General features: G+C 54.1%; 12 protein-coding genes and 2 pseudogenes. 4 read left to right on the forward strand and 10 right to left on the reverse strand.

The genetic code is table 11. From position 1 onward, the window contains the following. Positions 1-75: 75 nt before the first annotated feature. Positions 76-783 carry a response regulator transcription factor gene (locus AB2L51_RS02045; protein ID WP_166116912.1) on the reverse strand — a complete coding sequence of 236 codons (708 nt, stop codon included), beginning with the start codon at positions 781-783 and terminating at the stop codon, positions 76-78. Positions 784-928: 145 nt separating this feature from the next. Here AB2L51_RS02045 and AB2L51_RS02050 point away from each other — a divergent pair, with 145 nt between their 5' ends. Further along, complete coding sequence (locus AB2L51_RS02050) at positions 929-1,465, forward strand: L,D-transpeptidase family protein (RefSeq protein WP_395580907.1); 537 nt, start codon at positions 929-931, stop codon at positions 1,463-1,465. 9 nt (positions 1,466-1,474) lie between these two features. Here AB2L51_RS02050 and AB2L51_RS02055 read toward each other — a convergent pair. The 7 genes and pseudogenes from AB2L51_RS02055 to AB2L51_RS02085 all read right to left on the reverse strand — a co-directional run. Next, a pseudogene (locus tag AB2L51_RS02055) lies at positions 1,475-1,857 on the reverse strand (transposase); the annotation flags it as partial. Between the two features lie 51 nt (positions 1,858-1,908). Then, a complete protein-coding gene (locus tag AB2L51_RS02060) occupies positions 1,909-2,373 on the reverse strand; it encodes a hypothetical protein (RefSeq protein WP_395580908.1) in 465 nt (154 codons plus the stop codon). A 192-nt stretch (positions 2,374-2,565) separates the two neighbouring features. Next, positions 2,566-3,041, reverse strand: a pseudogene (locus tag AB2L51_RS02065) (IS5 family transposase); the annotation flags it as partial. 122 nt (positions 3,042-3,163) lie between these two features. Then, complete coding sequence (locus tag AB2L51_RS02070) at positions 3,164-4,981, reverse strand: cation:proton antiporter (RefSeq protein WP_395580909.1); 1,818 nt, start codon at positions 4,979-4,981, stop codon at positions 3,164-3,166. 131 nt (positions 4,982-5,112) lie between these two features. Beyond that, positions 5,113-6,411, reverse strand: a complete 1,299-nt coding sequence (locus tag AB2L51_RS02075; protein ID WP_395580910.1) for an RsmB/NOP family class I SAM-dependent RNA methyltransferase — start codon at positions 6,409-6,411, stop codon at positions 5,113-5,115. Between the two features lie 9 nt (positions 6,412-6,420). Further along, complete coding sequence (gene guaB / locus AB2L51_RS02080) at positions 6,421-7,899, reverse strand: IMP dehydrogenase (protein WP_395580911.1); 1,479 nt, start codon at positions 7,897-7,899, stop codon at positions 6,421-6,423. Positions 7,900-8,138: 239 nt separating this feature from the next. After that, positions 8,139-8,348, reverse strand: a complete 210-nt coding sequence (locus AB2L51_RS02085; protein ID WP_395580912.1) for a hypothetical protein — start codon at positions 8,346-8,348, stop codon at positions 8,139-8,141. A 176-nt stretch (positions 8,349-8,524) separates the two neighbouring features. Between AB2L51_RS02085 and AB2L51_RS02090 the strand changes: the two genes are divergently transcribed. After that, on the forward strand, positions 8,525-10,321 hold the full coding sequence (locus AB2L51_RS02090) for an ABC transporter substrate-binding protein (RefSeq protein ID WP_475557836.1): 1,797 nt from the start codon (positions 8,525-8,527) through the stop codon (positions 10,319-10,321). Here the strand turns inward: AB2L51_RS02090 and AB2L51_RS02095 are convergent. Both AB2L51_RS02095 and AB2L51_RS02100 read right to left on the reverse strand, forming a co-directional pair. Beyond that, positions 10,313-11,404: a zinc-binding metallopeptidase family protein gene (locus AB2L51_RS02095; RefSeq protein ID WP_395580913.1), complete on the reverse strand. Its 1,092-nt coding sequence runs from the start codon at positions 11,402-11,404 to the stop codon at positions 10,313-10,315. The genes AB2L51_RS02090 and AB2L51_RS02095 overlap by 9 nt on opposite strands. Before the next feature lie 54 nt (positions 11,405-11,458). Continuing rightward, positions 11,459-12,298 carry a transglutaminase family protein gene (locus AB2L51_RS02100; protein ID WP_395580914.1) on the reverse strand — a complete coding sequence of 280 codons (840 nt, stop codon included), beginning with the start codon at positions 12,296-12,298 and terminating at the stop codon, positions 11,459-11,461. 264 nt (positions 12,299-12,562) lie between these two features. Here AB2L51_RS02100 and AB2L51_RS02105 point away from each other — a divergent pair, with 264 nt between their 5' ends. Together AB2L51_RS02105 and AB2L51_RS02110 are read left to right on the forward strand one after the other, a co-directional pair. Next, entirely contained in the window at positions 12,563-14,035 is a 1,473-nt protein-coding gene (locus AB2L51_RS02105; protein ID WP_395580915.1) for a circularly permuted type 2 ATP-grasp protein, read from the forward strand. Beyond that, positions 14,017-15,048 carry an alpha-E domain-containing protein gene (locus tag AB2L51_RS02110; protein WP_395580916.1) on the forward strand — a complete coding sequence of 344 codons (1,032 nt, stop codon included), beginning with the start codon at positions 14,017-14,019 and terminating at the stop codon, positions 15,046-15,048. Before AB2L51_RS02105 ends, AB2L51_RS02110 begins: the two co-directional genes overlap by 19 nt. The last annotated feature ends 12 nt before the right edge of the window (positions 15,049-15,060 follow it).

Genomic DNA, 15,060 nt, shown 5'->3' on the forward strand with positions numbered 1-15,060 from the left:
TCCCCCAGACCAGACTCTCCCCGTCTGGTCAGCTGCGTCTGCCATGCGCCGGTCAGACAGGGAGAGATTTGGATTTTAAGCCAGCACTTCCGGGTTTAAGCGATAACCGCCACCTTCGGTTACCAGCAGGGATGCATGGGCAGGATCAGGCTCAATTTTCTGCCTCAGGCGGTAAATATGGGTTTCCAACGTATGCGTGGTGACCGCAGCGTTGTAGCCCCATACCTCGTTCAGCAAAACCTGCCGGGGGACCGGACGCGTGCCTGCACGGTAGAGAAACTTCAGAATGGCAGTTTCTTTTTCCGTCAGCCGGATACGGCGGTTTTTAACCGGTTCCAGCAGCAGCTTGGCAGACGGACGGAAGGTATACGGACCGATTGAGAAAACGGCATCTTCACTGTTTTCAAACAGCCGCAATTGTGCACGCAGCCGGGCCAGAAGCTCGGCAATACGGAAAGGCTTCGCCACGTAATCGTTGGCCCCGGCATCCAGACCGCGCACGATATCGGCCTCATCATCCGAACCGGTCAGCATGATCACCGGCATACGCAGCCCTTCCTTGCGCAGTTCCGCGCAGAAATCCCTGCCATCGCCGTCCGGTAAAGAGACATCAAGCAAGATGGCATCACACCGGGCATCCGGGCCTTTCATTTTCTCGCGTGCTTCTACCAGCGTGGCGGCTTCCTGAACCAGAAACTCACCATCAACCTGTAGCTGTTCCGTCAAAGCGCGGCGGATAACCTGATCGTCGTCAACAACCAAAATGGGGCGTGCACCCGTCATGTGGTTCCATCTCCTTGTGTCAGCCTTCTATGAGTGGCTGCCTGACCTGTTCTTTTGCTATCGTGCCACGAATCTTCACGCAACGTAAGCAGCGACATGATACGTGAGCCACATGGCAGGCCACGAACAGAGGTAATATCTTGAGATGATCATACACGTGTGGCCCGTGGCGGACAGCCGCAGCTACGCAAAACTGCATTGCGGGCTCATAATAATGGATGCAGTGATCGGCAAAAGTGGCATCACCAGCCATAAGCGTGAGGGGGATATGGCCACCCCGGCTGGTCAGTTTACTCTCAGAAAAGTGTATTATCGGGCAGACCGAACCACCCGCCCCCATTCTGTTTTGCCCACGGAAACGTTAAATCCAGATGATGGATGGTGTGATGACCCCACATCTGCTGTGTATAACCAGCACATCACACGACCTAACCCTGCCCGGCATGAAGAGTTGTGGAGAGAGGATGACCTATACAATCTCGTGGTTGTTATAGGCTACAACGATGCCCCTGCCCTACCGGGGAAAGGGTCGGCTATCTTCATGCATCTGCAACGCCCTGACCACACACCAACGGAAGGATGCATCGCCCTGGCAGAACAGGACCTGCGTACTGTTTTAAAATCCGGAGCCACGGCAATTGTCATTCATGCTATGGGGGATACTCCCGACTGTACTGCCTAGGCTCAGGATTCATAACCAGAACATGACGGTTGCGGCGAGGCAGATGGCTGAGAGGAAGACGGTCGGACATCTGTACATAGCACGTTGCGACCTGTCTCCAGTCCCTGAGCCTGCCGAACATGATCTCGATATGATGGCGTCGTTTGTATGTCCGCTTGTCGTATTTGACCGTTTCCCGCAGGATTTCCGTGCCGGAATGCAGTGTTTGATCCCTTTCTCCTCCAAGGCATGCCTGCTGCAGTCAGCGTCATAGCCCTGGTCTGCCAGCATCTATTCGACTGATGGCAGACGTCCAGAAGGGCAGTTGCACCACCAGTGTCATCACTGATCTGGCCTGCTGTCATGAAGAAGTTGAGCGGACGTCCGTTCCGGTCGGTATCCTTCATAAGTTTCCTCAATCTCGCTGCCACAAGGTTTTGGATCAGGTCTTGTGTCAACGCAAACTAGGCTTGATAGAACGTAACTACTGGACCATAATTTCGTTCATCAATGATGCACTCAACTATGAAATTATGTTCCGGGATTTCTTTTTTCAAAATCATATCCCAGGAGAATTTAATAATTTCAGCGATCTCCTCATATACAACATCCGATACAGATTCACTAAAATGGTCAAATATTTCATAAATTAAGGTATTATTCATACCTTCTTCAATTTTTCTTTTATCTCCACCACAATTTCGAACCGCATTGCGAAAATTTTCTTCAGTATAATAATTTTCCAAAATATAGCACCCATCAATAAATACAAAAGATGGAAATAGAAGAGAGCAAAAGAAAATTGCATTATATGGACTGCAATTTCTAGATATGTAAGAAATTTTATCTAGGTAGCTATCTTTTTCTATGGAATTCATTATTGTGTTGGTTTTTTCGATATTAGGTATAGAGTTAATTATTTTTATCATGAGATTTCATCCGGGAATGCTAATTGGGGGTGTTGGTGAAGCATGACCCTTACCTTCCCCTTTGGCAATAAATTCTACCATATTCTGCAACACGAAACGAAGGTGCGCCTCTATATCAGCACACCTATGATATATACTTGTTGCGAGAGTCTGCCGACATTATCATAAATTACGTAGGCTCTGGATTCATAATCAGAACATGACGGTTGCGGCGAGACAGATGGTCGAGAAGAAAACGGTGGAGCATCTGTCATAGCGTGTTGCGACCCGCCTCCAGTCCTTGAGTCCGCCGAACATGATCTCGATACGATGGCATCGTTTGCATGTCCGCTTGTCGTCTTTGACCGGTTTCCCGCGGGATTGCCGTCCCGGAATGCAGGGTTTGATCCCTTTCTCCTCCAGGGCATGCCTGAACCAGTCAGCGTCATAGCCCCGGTTTGCCAGCATCCATTCGACTGGTGGGAGACTGCCCAGAAGGGCAATTGCTCCGGTGTCATCACTGATCTGACCTGCTGTCATGAAAAAGTCGGGCGGACGTCCGTCCCGGTCGGTGATGGCATGCAGCTTCGTAATCCATCCCGCCTTTGGTGCACCCAGTCAGACGGCCTGAGCCCCTTTTTTAACCGCAGACTTGATGCCGTGCGATGCGCCTTGAGATAGGTCGCATCCCATAGTCTCCTCAAGAAGCCTGAATCACATCCTGCTGCCTATACCAATGGATACTGAGCCTGACAATTAATGTGTGAATGACGATGCAATACTCAGTTCAACCAATTAATTGGTCCTGCGTTTAGGCAGCCTCTTCCTGTTTAGGGGGAGGCATAAGACCAATGGCCACCAGCCCTACCCAGAAGGGAGGAGAGGCATCGTCTTCCAGAGATACAACAGTAATGGCTGCACCTTTCTGGATCATCAGAAAAATCAGGAAGTCGCTATTTTCCTTCAAAAGTCGCTCTTTATTTTCTTCCGTAATGTTTTTGGCAACAAAGCACCACCCCTGTTTGACCAGAGTTTCCAGCAAGGTAAAGTTCCATCCCGGTTGCCCAAGCACCTTTCCCCTCGCCTCACGGCTGAGACCGCGGTACTGGTCCAGACGGGCAATGCCGGGGCTGACCTGATACACGCGCTGATGGCCAAAATGAGGAGCCAGATGCGCACAGACCAGTCCATTGTAAATGGCGTCAGGTGTTGCGGCAATCAGGTAATCCGCCGGACGTTCTTCCAGACTTTCCGCCCCTTCTTCCGACAGAACTTCTGCGCAAAGCACCGGTACACCCGCATTTTGGGCAACTGCAAGATCCCTTGCGGAGCTATCGACCAGAAGCACCGGCGTGCCCACTTCGTGCACAACCTGCGCCAGTTGTGTGGACCACTCACTTGCCCCCACAATGGCCAGTGCCGGCTGGTTGGAAAGGGTGAGATTCAATTTGCGTCCAAGCGGAATAAGCGAAAAACCATGCAGAATCATGGTCGAGGCAATAATGGCGAACACTGCGGGCATGACCAGCCCCGCACCAGGGTAGCCGGCATCCTGCAACCGGACACCGGCAATGCCAGCTACTGCGGCAGCAACAATGCCGCGCGGGGCGATCCAGCCCACAAAAAACCGTTCGGCCCAACTCAGGCTTGTGCCAATGGTTGCCAGCCATATGCCCAGTGGACGGACCAGAAACAGAACCGCCAGCGTTAACCCGCCAATAGACCACGAAAGGCCCGTGAGTTCGTGGCGTTGCAGGTCCGCCGCCAGAAGCACGAACAGCACGGAGACAATGAGAACGACAAGCGCCTCTTTCATCCGCTGAAGTTCACTCATACCCGGAATGCGCAGGTTCGCGAGACCCATACCAAAAACGGTAGAAGCGATCAGCCCTGCGCCATCCATGCTCAAAGTCCCGACAACATAGAGCATAAGCGCCAATGTAATGAACAGCGGCAGCTTCATGATGTCAGGCAGCAGATCCCGCACGCAGAGCCACCTTATGCACCACGCCGTCCCCACGCCCAGCCCGATCATCAGGACAGCACTGGCCAGCATATGAGGGACAATGGCCGTGAATACCGTACCCGATCCTTCGCCGGGGCGCATGAGCAGCACTTCAAGCACCAATGTTGCCAGAATAGCTCCCACCGGGTCGTTTAGAATGGCTTCCCAACGTAAAAATGCGGCAATACGGGGTTTAAGCTTGGCATGGCGCAACAGAGGCAGAACCACTGTAGGTCCTGTCACCACCACAATCGAGCCAAACAGGAAGGCAGGTCCCCATCCCATGCCGCCAATAGAATGGGCGGCCAGACTGCCAAGCAGAAAATTAATGGGAAGGGCCACCAGAGTCAGGCGTAAAACCCCTTCCCCGGCCTCTTTCAACTGCCGAAAATCAAGTGCCAGACCACCTTCAAAAACAATCAGGGCCACAGCAAGTGACACAAGGGGATGAAAAGCCGAGCCGATCATTTCCGACGGGTGCATGACCTGCAGGACAGGCCCGTAAAGCAACCCGAGCGAGAACAGCAGCACAATCGCGGGCAGCCGGAAGCGCCATGCCGTCCATTGTGCGAGCATACTGCCACCCAACACAAAAAAGACGAAAATGATTAAACTATCGGTCATGCGGGTCTGTCTCGGAGCCAGATGTGATCCATGTTCTTTCGTGCTTAAAGCATAAGGGCATGAAAGTTATACACCAAACTGGGAAGATAGACCGCAAAAGCAGTGGGGAAATAGCCTTTTGTAAAAAATGCTCAGTCTTTCTGTCCCTGTCGTTCCAGCACAGCTGCAAAAAAACCGTCAGTCTCATCGCGTGCGGGAGTCAGGCTGATCATGGACATCTCACGCAAACTCTCGGGGAGCGTCGGGGAGCCGGACGCAACAAGATGGAAGTCCGGATTGCGGGCCACAAACTGTTCGACCTGCCCGGCATTTTCGGCCTTCAGGAGAGAACAGGTGGCGTAGATCATGCGGCCGCCGGGTTTAACCAGCGCGGCCGCCCGGTCCATAATGGCTGCCTGCTTGACCAGTAGTTCCTCCAGATCGACCTGCGTGGTGCGAAAACGCGCATCCGGGTTACGGCGCCACGTGCCCGTGCCGCTGCAGGGCGCGTCCACCAGAACACGGTCAAACGAGGCAGCGCGCCTTTTGGCCCATTTATCCCCTTCGGTCAGCAGATGGCGCTCCACATTATGCACCCCTGCGCGGCGCAGTCTTTTAACAGCGCCTTCCAGCCGCACGACAGAAACATCACATGCGACAATATGGCCCTTGTTTTCCATCATCATGGCAAGAGCCAATGTTTTGCCACCGGCACCCGCACAGTAGTCCAGAACGCGCATGCCGGGGTCAACACCCGCCATGGCGGCAACAAGCTGGCTGCCTTCATCCTGAATTTCGACCAGACCATCACGGAAAGGCTTGCTGGCGGTTACAGGCTGGCGGCCTTCCAGCCGCAGTCCCCAAGGGGAAAGCTTTGTTTCTTCCGCATGCAGCCCTTCGCGCGCCAGAGCGTGCATGGCCTCGGAGCGGGTTGTACGCAGCATGTTAATGCGCAGGTCCAGGGAGGCAGGTTCGGCCATGGCCTTGATTTCTGTCTCAAGGTCCGCCCCAAAGGTTTCTTCCAGTCTGGGGAGCAGCCAGTCTGGCACCTCAAGCCGAACGGCCCGTGGCATATCCGCGCACTCAAGCGCCCTGCCGATCAGGGCGTTCAGCACCGCCTGTTCAGACTCACTTAGTGCTCCCGCGGCAAAACGACCGCCACCGTAAATGGATACCAGCTTTTCCATAGGGGTGCGGTCAAACACCAACTGGGCGCCTGTCAGCATGCGGGGGCTGGCTGTGCCCCCGTTCTGCTCAAGCCACCAGCCCAGCTTGCGCCAGTTGCGCATGATGTCCCACACCAGCCCGGAAATGGCACGCCGGTCGCCGCCGCCAATATAGCGTCTTTCTCTGAAAAAGCTGTTGGCAACGGCATCCGCTGGTTTGCGTGGTGCCGCCTCCATAGCCGCAAGCAGGTCGATGCTGGCGGCAAGTCTGGCTGTAGGGGTCATAAAGGCAGATCAGTCCTGACGGTAGTTGGGGGCTTCACGCGTGATGGACACGTCATGCACATGGCTTTCGCGCAGGCCAGCCCCGGTAATGCGGCGGAACTTGGCACGGACCTGCAGGTCACTGATCTCGCGCGAGCCAGTGTAGCCCATGCCAGCCTTCAACCCGCCAACAAGCTGGTGAATAACGGCAGACATGCTGCCCTTATAGGGTACGCGGCCTTCAATCCCTTCTGGGACAAGCTTGAGCGTATCCTTGACTTCCTGCTGGAAGTAGCGGTCTGCCGAGCCACGCGCCATGGCGCCAAGGCTGCCCATGCCCCGGTAGGATTTGTAGGAACGCCCCTGATACAGGAAGACCTCACCCGGCGCTTCTTCCGTGCCAGCGAGCAGCGAACCGATCATGACCACGTCAGCCCCGGCGCCAATGGCCTTTACGATATCGCCCGACGTGCGGATACCACCATCGGCAATGCAGGGAACGTCCATTTCCTTACAGGCCAGAGACGTTTCCAAAATAGCGGAAAACTGCGGCACACCCACCCCGGCAACAATACGCGTGGTGCAGATGGAACCCGGTCCAATACCAATTTTAACACAATCAGCTCCGGCGGTAACCAGTGCGCGTGCGGCTTCCGGCGTTGCAACGTTACCGGCAATAACCTGAATATCATCATCCAGCGCTTTCAGGCGCTCGACTGCGGCCAGCACACCAGCAGAATGACCGTGCGCGGTATCCACCACCAGAACATCTACCCCGGCATCAATCAGCAGTTTGGCGCGGCTAAAACCGTCTTCCCCCACGCCGGTTGCGGCAGCACAGCGCAGGCGTCCCATGTTATCCTTGATTGCCAGAGGATGGGCGACCGCCTTGTCCATATCCTTGACGGTAATAATCCCAACGCAACGGTCGGCATCATCCACAACCAGCAGCTTTTCAATCCGGTGCTTGTGCAGAAGCTGGCGGGCCGTATCCGGGTCAACGCCATTTTTAACCGTAACCAGACGGTCCTTGGTCATCAGCTCGGAAACACGCTGGGTAGGGTCAACCGCAAAGCGGGCATCGCGGTTGGTCAGAATGCCAACCAGCTTCTGGGTGCCGGGCTGCACAACCGGCAGGCCGCTGATACCATGCCGGTGCATGATCTCGCGCACGTCTGCCAGTGTCTGGTCCGGACCGACCGTAACCGGGTTGACCACCATGCCGGATTCAAACCGCTTGACCCGGCGCACATGCTCGGCCTGCTCTTCGGGCTTGAGGTTTTTGTGAATAACCCCAAGGCCACCCTGCTGCGCCATGGCAATGGCCATATGCTCTTCCGTTACCGTATCCATGGCGGAAGAAATAAGCGGAATGTTAAGCTCGATGGAGCGCGTCAGATGCGTACGCACCACGGTCTGACCTGGCACGACATCGGAAGCAGCCGGGACGACAAGAACATCGTCAAACGCCAGAGCTTCAGTAACACGGCTGTATGGAGAGGAAGTCATGCAGCGGGCACCCTTGCTGAATTACAACGTGGCGGGTTAACCCTGTAGCAAATCACTGCCGCGGGTCACCCGACCTTTGGCGCTTCCTCTTATGACTTTGGTTGGACAAACGCAAGCGCCCAAGGCCATTATTCATCATGTTTTTTTAAACATCGCCTTTTTAAACGCAATGCGTGCAGCATAAACCGGCAGACACAAACCTGCCAGAACAGCCTGACATACGGACAGGAACAGGAAAATTATTTATAAGCCGCATTATTACGAAGCATACGGGGCTTCTGGCGCAAAAAGACCACCTGTGGAGAACAGGCCCTTACCGTGCTGCCTTCAACCAGAGCGTCCCGCTCCCATGCACTCAGCAGCGTAATGCGCCAGCGTTCGCGAACGGCCTCACGCCAACGATCCGAGGTTTTGACCTGCGTCGTCTGCACAACCTGATGAAGATGCATATTCGCCTCCCGCTTTGCTGTAACGGAATACTACACGTAAAAAAAACAGTTTAGGCATGACTGTTTTGTGAAAGGTCAAAAAATACGCGCACGTATTTGCAGCACTGGGCAAACCTGCGCAGGCGAAAAAAAGCATGATGATAATCTCCTGACAGGCGATGCCTCGCATAAGGCGCTTGATCGCCTTCAAGCTGGAAAAAACCGAGCGGGGCGATGCGCACTGCGGATATCCCGCCCATTTCCAGTTTGAACAGCACCGCAAAGCACGCCATACTTTGGGCATGATACAATGGATGCCTTTTTTACTCCCCTATCTGATGGCTTTTGGCCTGCTCGCCTGTTCCGTGCCCCCTGCATGGGCCACAAATGGGCAGCCTGAAGCCCATAAGGGAGGCACGCTGCATATTCTCGCCCAAAGTGACGCAGGCACGCTTGACCCGCAAATATCTTACATTGCCCTGACAAAAGTGCTTGAAACACCAGTGTATGATACGCTGCTTACCTATCCCAAATTTTCTGGCCCCGGTGCGCATCCGGTTGTTGCCAATCTGGTTGAGGCTGTACCCCTCCCCGAGGATGACGGACGCACCTATCGCCTGACCCTGCGGGACGGGTTATATTTTTCCAGCGGCAAGCCCGTTACGGTTGATGATGTGGCGGCGTCTTTCCGTCGTCTTTTCAAGGTAGGAAGTCCAACCGCAGGACCATATTACGGGGCCATTGTTGGTGCCCGGGCCTGTCTGGAAACCCCCTCCACATGCACACTGGATGGTGGTGTGGAAACGGATGCCCGGACGAGGCAGATCATCTTCCATTTAAACACTCCAGACCCGGAGTTTCTGGACCGGCTGGCATGGATGCATGCGACTATCCTGCCCGCAGACACTCCTGCGCATGACATGGGCAACACCCCCATACCCGGAACAGGCCCCTACCGTATTGCGGAGTATGACCCGACCACTCTGTTACGTCTGGAACGTAATCCATTTTTTCACGAATGGTCGCATCAGGCACAGCCCGCAGCCTATCCGGATGAGGTTCGGGTTTCCTTTGGTCTGGATGGAGAGGCCTCTGTTACTGCCGTGGAAAACGGGCAGGCAGACTGGATGTACGAAAATGTTCCGCTGGACCGTTTAGGGGAAGTCGGGAGCCGCTACGCCAGTCAGGTGCATCTTTATGCCCCGCTCCTGTCATACTTCGCCATGCTTAACGTGCATGAGCCACCGTTTACATCGCTCAAGGTTCGGCAGGCCCTGAATTATGCGGTCAACCGGCATGCCATGATTATTTACCGGGGTGGCCCGTCCGTGGCTTCGCCCCTATGCCAGATCCTGCCCGATGGTACTCCGGGTTATGAGCCGTTCTGTTTTTACACTCAGGGGGCCTCCCCGACACATCCGGCAAAAAACTGGGTTAAGCCGGATATGGATGTAGCCCGCCAGCTCGTTAAGGAAAGCGGCATGGCAGGGCAGAAAGTAACTATTATTGTCCCATCCGAAGAACACGGCAGCGCCACGGCGGAGGATATACGCAATACGCTGGACATGCTCGGCTTCAAGGCGACAGTCCGCAGCATAAGCCCTGCCATAGCGTTTACCTACATCCAGAATACACAAAACCATTTTCAGATAGCGCTGGCTGGCTGGAATGCCGACTACCCTTCCGCTTCCAGTTTTTTACAAACCCTGTTTTCCTGCGAGACCTTCCACCCCAACTCTGACAACTCTCCCAATTATTCGGGCTTTTGTGACCCGGAGATCGACCGGAAAATGCAAGGTGCCGCCATGCTGGCCCTGACAGACAGGGCGGCAAGCAACCACGCATGGTCAGACGTTGACCGGGAGATCATGGCGCAGGCACCCTTTGTGCCTCTCTCACAGACCCAGAGGGTGCTTTTACTCTCCCGTCGCGCCAAAAACGTCATTATGACCCTGAACGATGAAATCCTTTTTTCACAAATCCAGTTACAATAACCCAGATGACTGATCACTCCCCCGCTGTACATGGCGGACGACATCATGGATAAACCGCAGCTTTGTACGTACGCCGGCGGTGAGCACAAAAGGATAAAAATCGGCCAGTCCCATGGACCGGTTCAGACTGTTGACTGCATATGTCAAAGGCAGCCAGGCTTCCATGATGTCATCAAACGGCATGTGCAGATAAGGATCAGACCTGTGGGTCGGAGCAGACTTGCCATCCACCATGGGTCCAATAGTCATATCGTAAGATAAGGCCGTTTCCAGTGTGGACACTATATGAAAATAATGCGCCCATGTTTCGGCAAAATCTTCCCATGGGTGCGACATGGCATAGTGACTGACGTAATGTTCCCGCCAGTTATCCGGTGTTGAACGCGCATAATGTTTTTGCAATGCACTCTGGTAATCTGTCCGGTCATCACCGAATACGGCCCGACACTGTTCCAGACGTCCGCCATCACGGATCAGGACATTCCAGTAATAATGACCAATTTCGTGCCGGAAATGCCCCAGAAGAGTACGGTAATACTCTCCCATTTCCACACGCATATGCTCCCTGTAGGCATCATCCGCCTCTTTGGTCGCTATGGTAATAACGCCATGGCTATGCCCCGTCATGATCGGTGGCCAACTCTGGGGCGAATCATCCAGAAAATCGAATACCAGCCCTTCCTGCGGGTCTTGCCGGCGATTTTTGACCGGAAGCCTCAATCTGAGGATAGTATAAAAAAGGCGGTGCTTGGCAATTTCCAGCTTACGCCAACGCTCCATATTGCCCGGAATGTTCAGGTTGGGAATAACCCGGTTAAACTGGCAGGCAAAACAGAACACATCCTGAACCTGCAAGGCTGGTGTCAGCCAGTTACAGACACCATACGCATGATTGGCGCAAAAAGCGCGCGTGCTGTCTCCTTTATCCTGCCCTAATGGTTGGTAAAGGCCTTTCTCCATAGGTACAAGAGCCGCAAGGCTGGCGGTTTCGGGCATATAGCCCAAAGGAGCATGACACTGGTCGCAACGGGTATTTTCAAAAAAAACCAGCTGCCCACAGGACTGGCAGGTAAAACGCTTCATCCCGCACCCTCCCTTTACATACAGCTCACAAAAAATGCTTTACCGCATCTGCTATCAGGTAAACAGACGCTCGACCTTCATGCAGACATTGAAAGTTGCCTCACACCGGTCCAGTAGCCCCGAAACAGGGGCGGCGTTTTCCGGTCTAGCAGCAACGGCCAGAGGTATATGCCCCTGCCCGGCGAGAAGGCCGGATGTCGTATCAAACCCCAGCCAGCCGCGTTGGGGAATGAAAATCTGCGCCCAGGCATGTAACTCCCCGGTCAGGACTTCCGCTCCGTCTGCCATACCTGCACTTTGAATAAGATAGCCCGAGACAAACCGGGCAGCATATCCCAGATGCCGGGCTATATTGACAAAAAGCCACGCGCTGTCACGGCAGGAACCCGCTTTGCGACGAAGAGTTTCCTCCGGGGACCATACGCCGGGCTCCAGCCTGCGCTGGTAGCCGACTGTTCTGGCAATGCCCCGGTTCATGGCCATCATATCCCCCAGCATGTCCCCTCCTGTTCCTACAGGGTAACGAGAGAGAAAATCCCTGACCCCCTCCCCGCACTCGGGCTGTGCCGAATGTTCTTCCAGAGGCATGTCGCTATGGTCATCGGGGGCCAGAGTTTGCAGGAGCGGGTCGTAAGCGGTCATATCCGCGACCAGAGACACCTCAATGTCAAAATGTGTCAACCGGTCCAGAAAGCCCACGCAGGCTACATCATTTCCGCAGGAATCACGCTCCCATTTCAGGTTGAAACCTTCTGGTCGGATATGCAAACCATATGATTCAATAGGCGTGCGGCAGGTTTCCGTCGGACGTAGCCGTATTGTCTGTGTCCCCATAGCCACGGGGCGGTCGTAACGGTAGCAGGTCCGGTGCAAAAGCGTTACCTGTGAACTCATCAGAAACAAGGCCCTGCTCATGTTGCGACCCAACGCCGTGGGCTGCCGATATCTGTTTGGTATCAGAACAATAATTTAGCGCAAAATCATATCACTCCGTGCAACACATGCAAGGGACCCATGCGGGTTTGTGCAAACAAAATACGAGTGCGTATTTTGTGCTTGGCAAATGCCGGAAATCCTGCTCCGTTAATGCATATTCGAAACGTTTTGGCAGACAGGACCAGATCTTCTTCAGTCCCGGATGCCAGAAGGGAGGCTTTAATGACGAACGCCCTACACCTTGCCCCTCCCCTAACACGCGGACTGCTGGACAACTACGCCACTCCCGATTTTTTCTGCGAGTTGATGAACCGCAAAGCCCCTGCTCCACCCCTCATAGATTGCGTAAAAAAACGTCTGTCCGCATTGCAGATACAGGAACTCCAGAACAGGACAGCCTCGGCCGAAGCTCAACTTTACAGAATGGGCATTACCTTTACCGTTTATACGGACCGGGAAGCCATTGATCGTATTTTACCCTTTGACGCCATTCCGCGCATGATTACCGCAGAAGAATGGCAGCATATTGAACGTGGAGTTCAACAGCGTATTCAGGCTATCAATCTGTTTTTGCATGATATTTACCATGAGCAGCATATTCTGAGGGATGGTGTGGTTCCGGCCGAACTCGTGCTGCAAAACGCCAATTACTGTCAGGCCATGGTTGGTTTGCACGTGCCCGGTGGCGTTTATGTCCATATCAATGGAACAGACCTTATCCGTGACCAGCAGGGCCGCTTTCTAGTTCTCGAAGATAATGCACGCACGCCTTCTGGCGTATCCTACGTCATAGAAAATCGCCACATGATGCTCAGGCTTATGCCGGATCTGGCATCTGGCCTGCCCATACGCTCGGTGGAGGAATACGGCTCACGCCTGCATAATGCCTTGTGTGAGGTCGCCCCCGAAGGTGTTGACGACCCTCAGGTTGTTCTGCTCTCCCCCGGCATTTATAACTCTGCATATTTTGAGCATGTGTTCCTCTCGCGTGAAATGGGTGTGCCGTTGGTCGAAGGCCGCGACCTGTTTGTGGATGAGCACAAGGTTTTCATGCGCACCGTTATGGGGCCAAAACCTGTCCATTCCATTTACCGTCGTCTCAATGATGAATTTCTCGACCCGCTTGCGTTTAATCCCGATAGTCTTCTGGGCGTGCCCGGTCTGGTCGAGGCTTACAGGCGCGGCAATGTCACACTGGCCAATGCGCTGGGTACCGGGGTTGCGGATGATAAAGCCGTCTATGCCTATATGCCGCGCATCATCCGCTATTATCTGGATGAAGACCCAGTTCTGGACAGTGTGGAAACACATATCTGCGCTGAGCCCGAAGGGCTGGCGTACACTTTGGCTAATCTTGACAAGCTTGTTGTCAAACCCGTTGGTGAATCTGGCGGGTACGGGCTGCTGATCGGCCCGCAGGCCACACAGGCGGAGTTGAACGATTTCAGCCAGAAATTGCGTCATAACCCGGCGAATTACATCAGCCAGCCAACAATCGGCCTGTCTGTTACACCAACACTTTGCGGGGATACGGTGGAAGCCCGTCATGTTGACCTGAGACCTTTTGCGGTTACAGGCCGTTCTGTCTGGGTCATGCCCGGAGGATTATCCCGCGTTGCCCTGCGCAAAGGCTCACTGGTCGTCAACTCATCCCAAGGCGGCGGTTCAAAAGATACATGGGTCATGGCATCATGATAATTGTTTCCCCCACTCCCCTTCTATCGCGCTATGCGGAATGCATGATGTGGCTTGCGCGCTACATGGAGCGCATGGAAAATCTGGCTCGTCTTCTGGAGGTTACGGAAACCTTTGTCCGTAACGCCGAGGGGCAGACGGCCTGGGATTCCATTCTGGCCATCAACTCGGATGAAAGCCTGTTCCAGCGGATACACAACACCACACAGCACACGGAAATCGTGCCGTTTTATGTCACGGAAACCCGTAACCCTTCATCACTGGTCTCGCTTGCGCAGGAAGTACGTGAAAATGCACGTGCGGTCCGCCCTCTTGTCTCTATTGAACTGTGGACACAGCTCAATGTGTTTTCCCGAAACCTGCTTAATCTCAAAAACGGAGATATGGCGGATCACAATCTGGCTGAACTCTGCACTCGGGTAAGACAAGACTGCCAAACCCATTTCGGGATTGCTGAAGGCACATTGTACCGTGATCAGGCCTGGCTGTTCTACCGACTGGGTAAAGCTCTGGAGCGGAGTGACCAGATTACCCGGCTGATAGACATCCGCTATCATATGCTGCTGCCTCAGTCTGAAGTGCCGGGGTCCGATATTGATCTGACGCAGTGGACATCCGTATTACGCTCGGCTGCTGCCTACCATGCCTTCCGCCGACTGCGCCCTGTCACCCTGACACCTGCCAATATTGTTGGTTTCCTGCTCAAGAATGATGGTTTCCCGCGCTCTCTGAGCACCAACCTGCGCCAGATCGACGAAACGCTTACGCTGTTGTCAAGCCATGACAACCTGCGCCAGCTCTGCTCACCTTTGCTGGAATGCGTGGCTGAGCTTCGGGCCAGCCTTCAGGACCAGACAGCTGAGGAAATTATCATCCGTGGTTTGCATGACTATATGAGCTGGATACAAACTCAGCTCAGGGACTTACAAAATGCCATAGCCGTAACATTCTGGCCGGTCATTACACTGCATGAAGCCACTCCAACAAAAATGGCTGAACAAGAGCAGAGCTAAGTGTAAGTTCAC

The sequence above is a fragment of the Acetobacter fabarum genome, from assembly GCF_040702925.2.
In the GTDB taxonomy this organism is placed as follows: Bacteria; Pseudomonadota; Alphaproteobacteria; order Acetobacterales; family Acetobacteraceae; genus Acetobacter; species Acetobacter fabarum_B.

Bases quoted from the DNA above. Each gene is read 5' to 3' on its own strand.
- AB2L51_RS02045 (WP_166116912.1), bottom strand. From the start codon at position 783: ATGACGGGTGCACGCCCCATTTTGGTTGTTGACGACGATCAGGTTATC.
- AB2L51_RS02050 (WP_395580907.1), top strand. From the start codon at position 929: ATGATCATACACGTGTGGCCCGTGGCGGACAGCCGCAGCTACGCAAAA.
- AB2L51_RS02060 (WP_395580908.1), bottom strand. From the start codon at position 2,373: ATGATAAAAATAATTAACTCTATACCTAATATCGAAAAAACCAACACA.
- AB2L51_RS02070 (WP_395580909.1), bottom strand. From the start codon at position 4,981: ATGACCGATAGTTTAATCATTTTCGTCTTTTTTGTGTTGGGTGGCAGT.
- AB2L51_RS02075 (WP_395580910.1), bottom strand. From the start codon at position 6,411: ATGACCCCTACAGCCAGACTTGCCGCCAGCATCGACCTGCTTGCGGCT.
- guaB (WP_395580911.1), bottom strand. From the start codon at position 7,899: ATGACTTCCTCTCCATACAGCCGTGTTACTGAAGCTCTGGCGTTTGAC.
- AB2L51_RS02085 (WP_395580912.1), bottom strand. From the start codon at position 8,348: ATGCATCTTCATCAGGTTGTGCAGACGACGCAGGTCAAAACCTCGGAT.
- AB2L51_RS02095 (WP_395580913.1), bottom strand. From the start codon at position 11,404: ATGAAGCGTTTTACCTGCCAGTCCTGTGGGCAGCTGGTTTTTTTTGAA.
- AB2L51_RS02100 (WP_395580914.1), bottom strand. From the start codon at position 12,298: ATGAGTTCACAGGTAACGCTTTTGCACCGGACCTGCTACCGTTACGAC.
- AB2L51_RS02105 (WP_395580915.1), top strand. From the start codon at position 12,563: ATGACGAACGCCCTACACCTTGCCCCTCCCCTAACACGCGGACTGCTG.
- AB2L51_RS02110 (WP_395580916.1), top strand. From the start codon at position 14,017: ATGGGTCATGGCATCATGATAATTGTTTCCCCCACTCCCCTTCTATCG.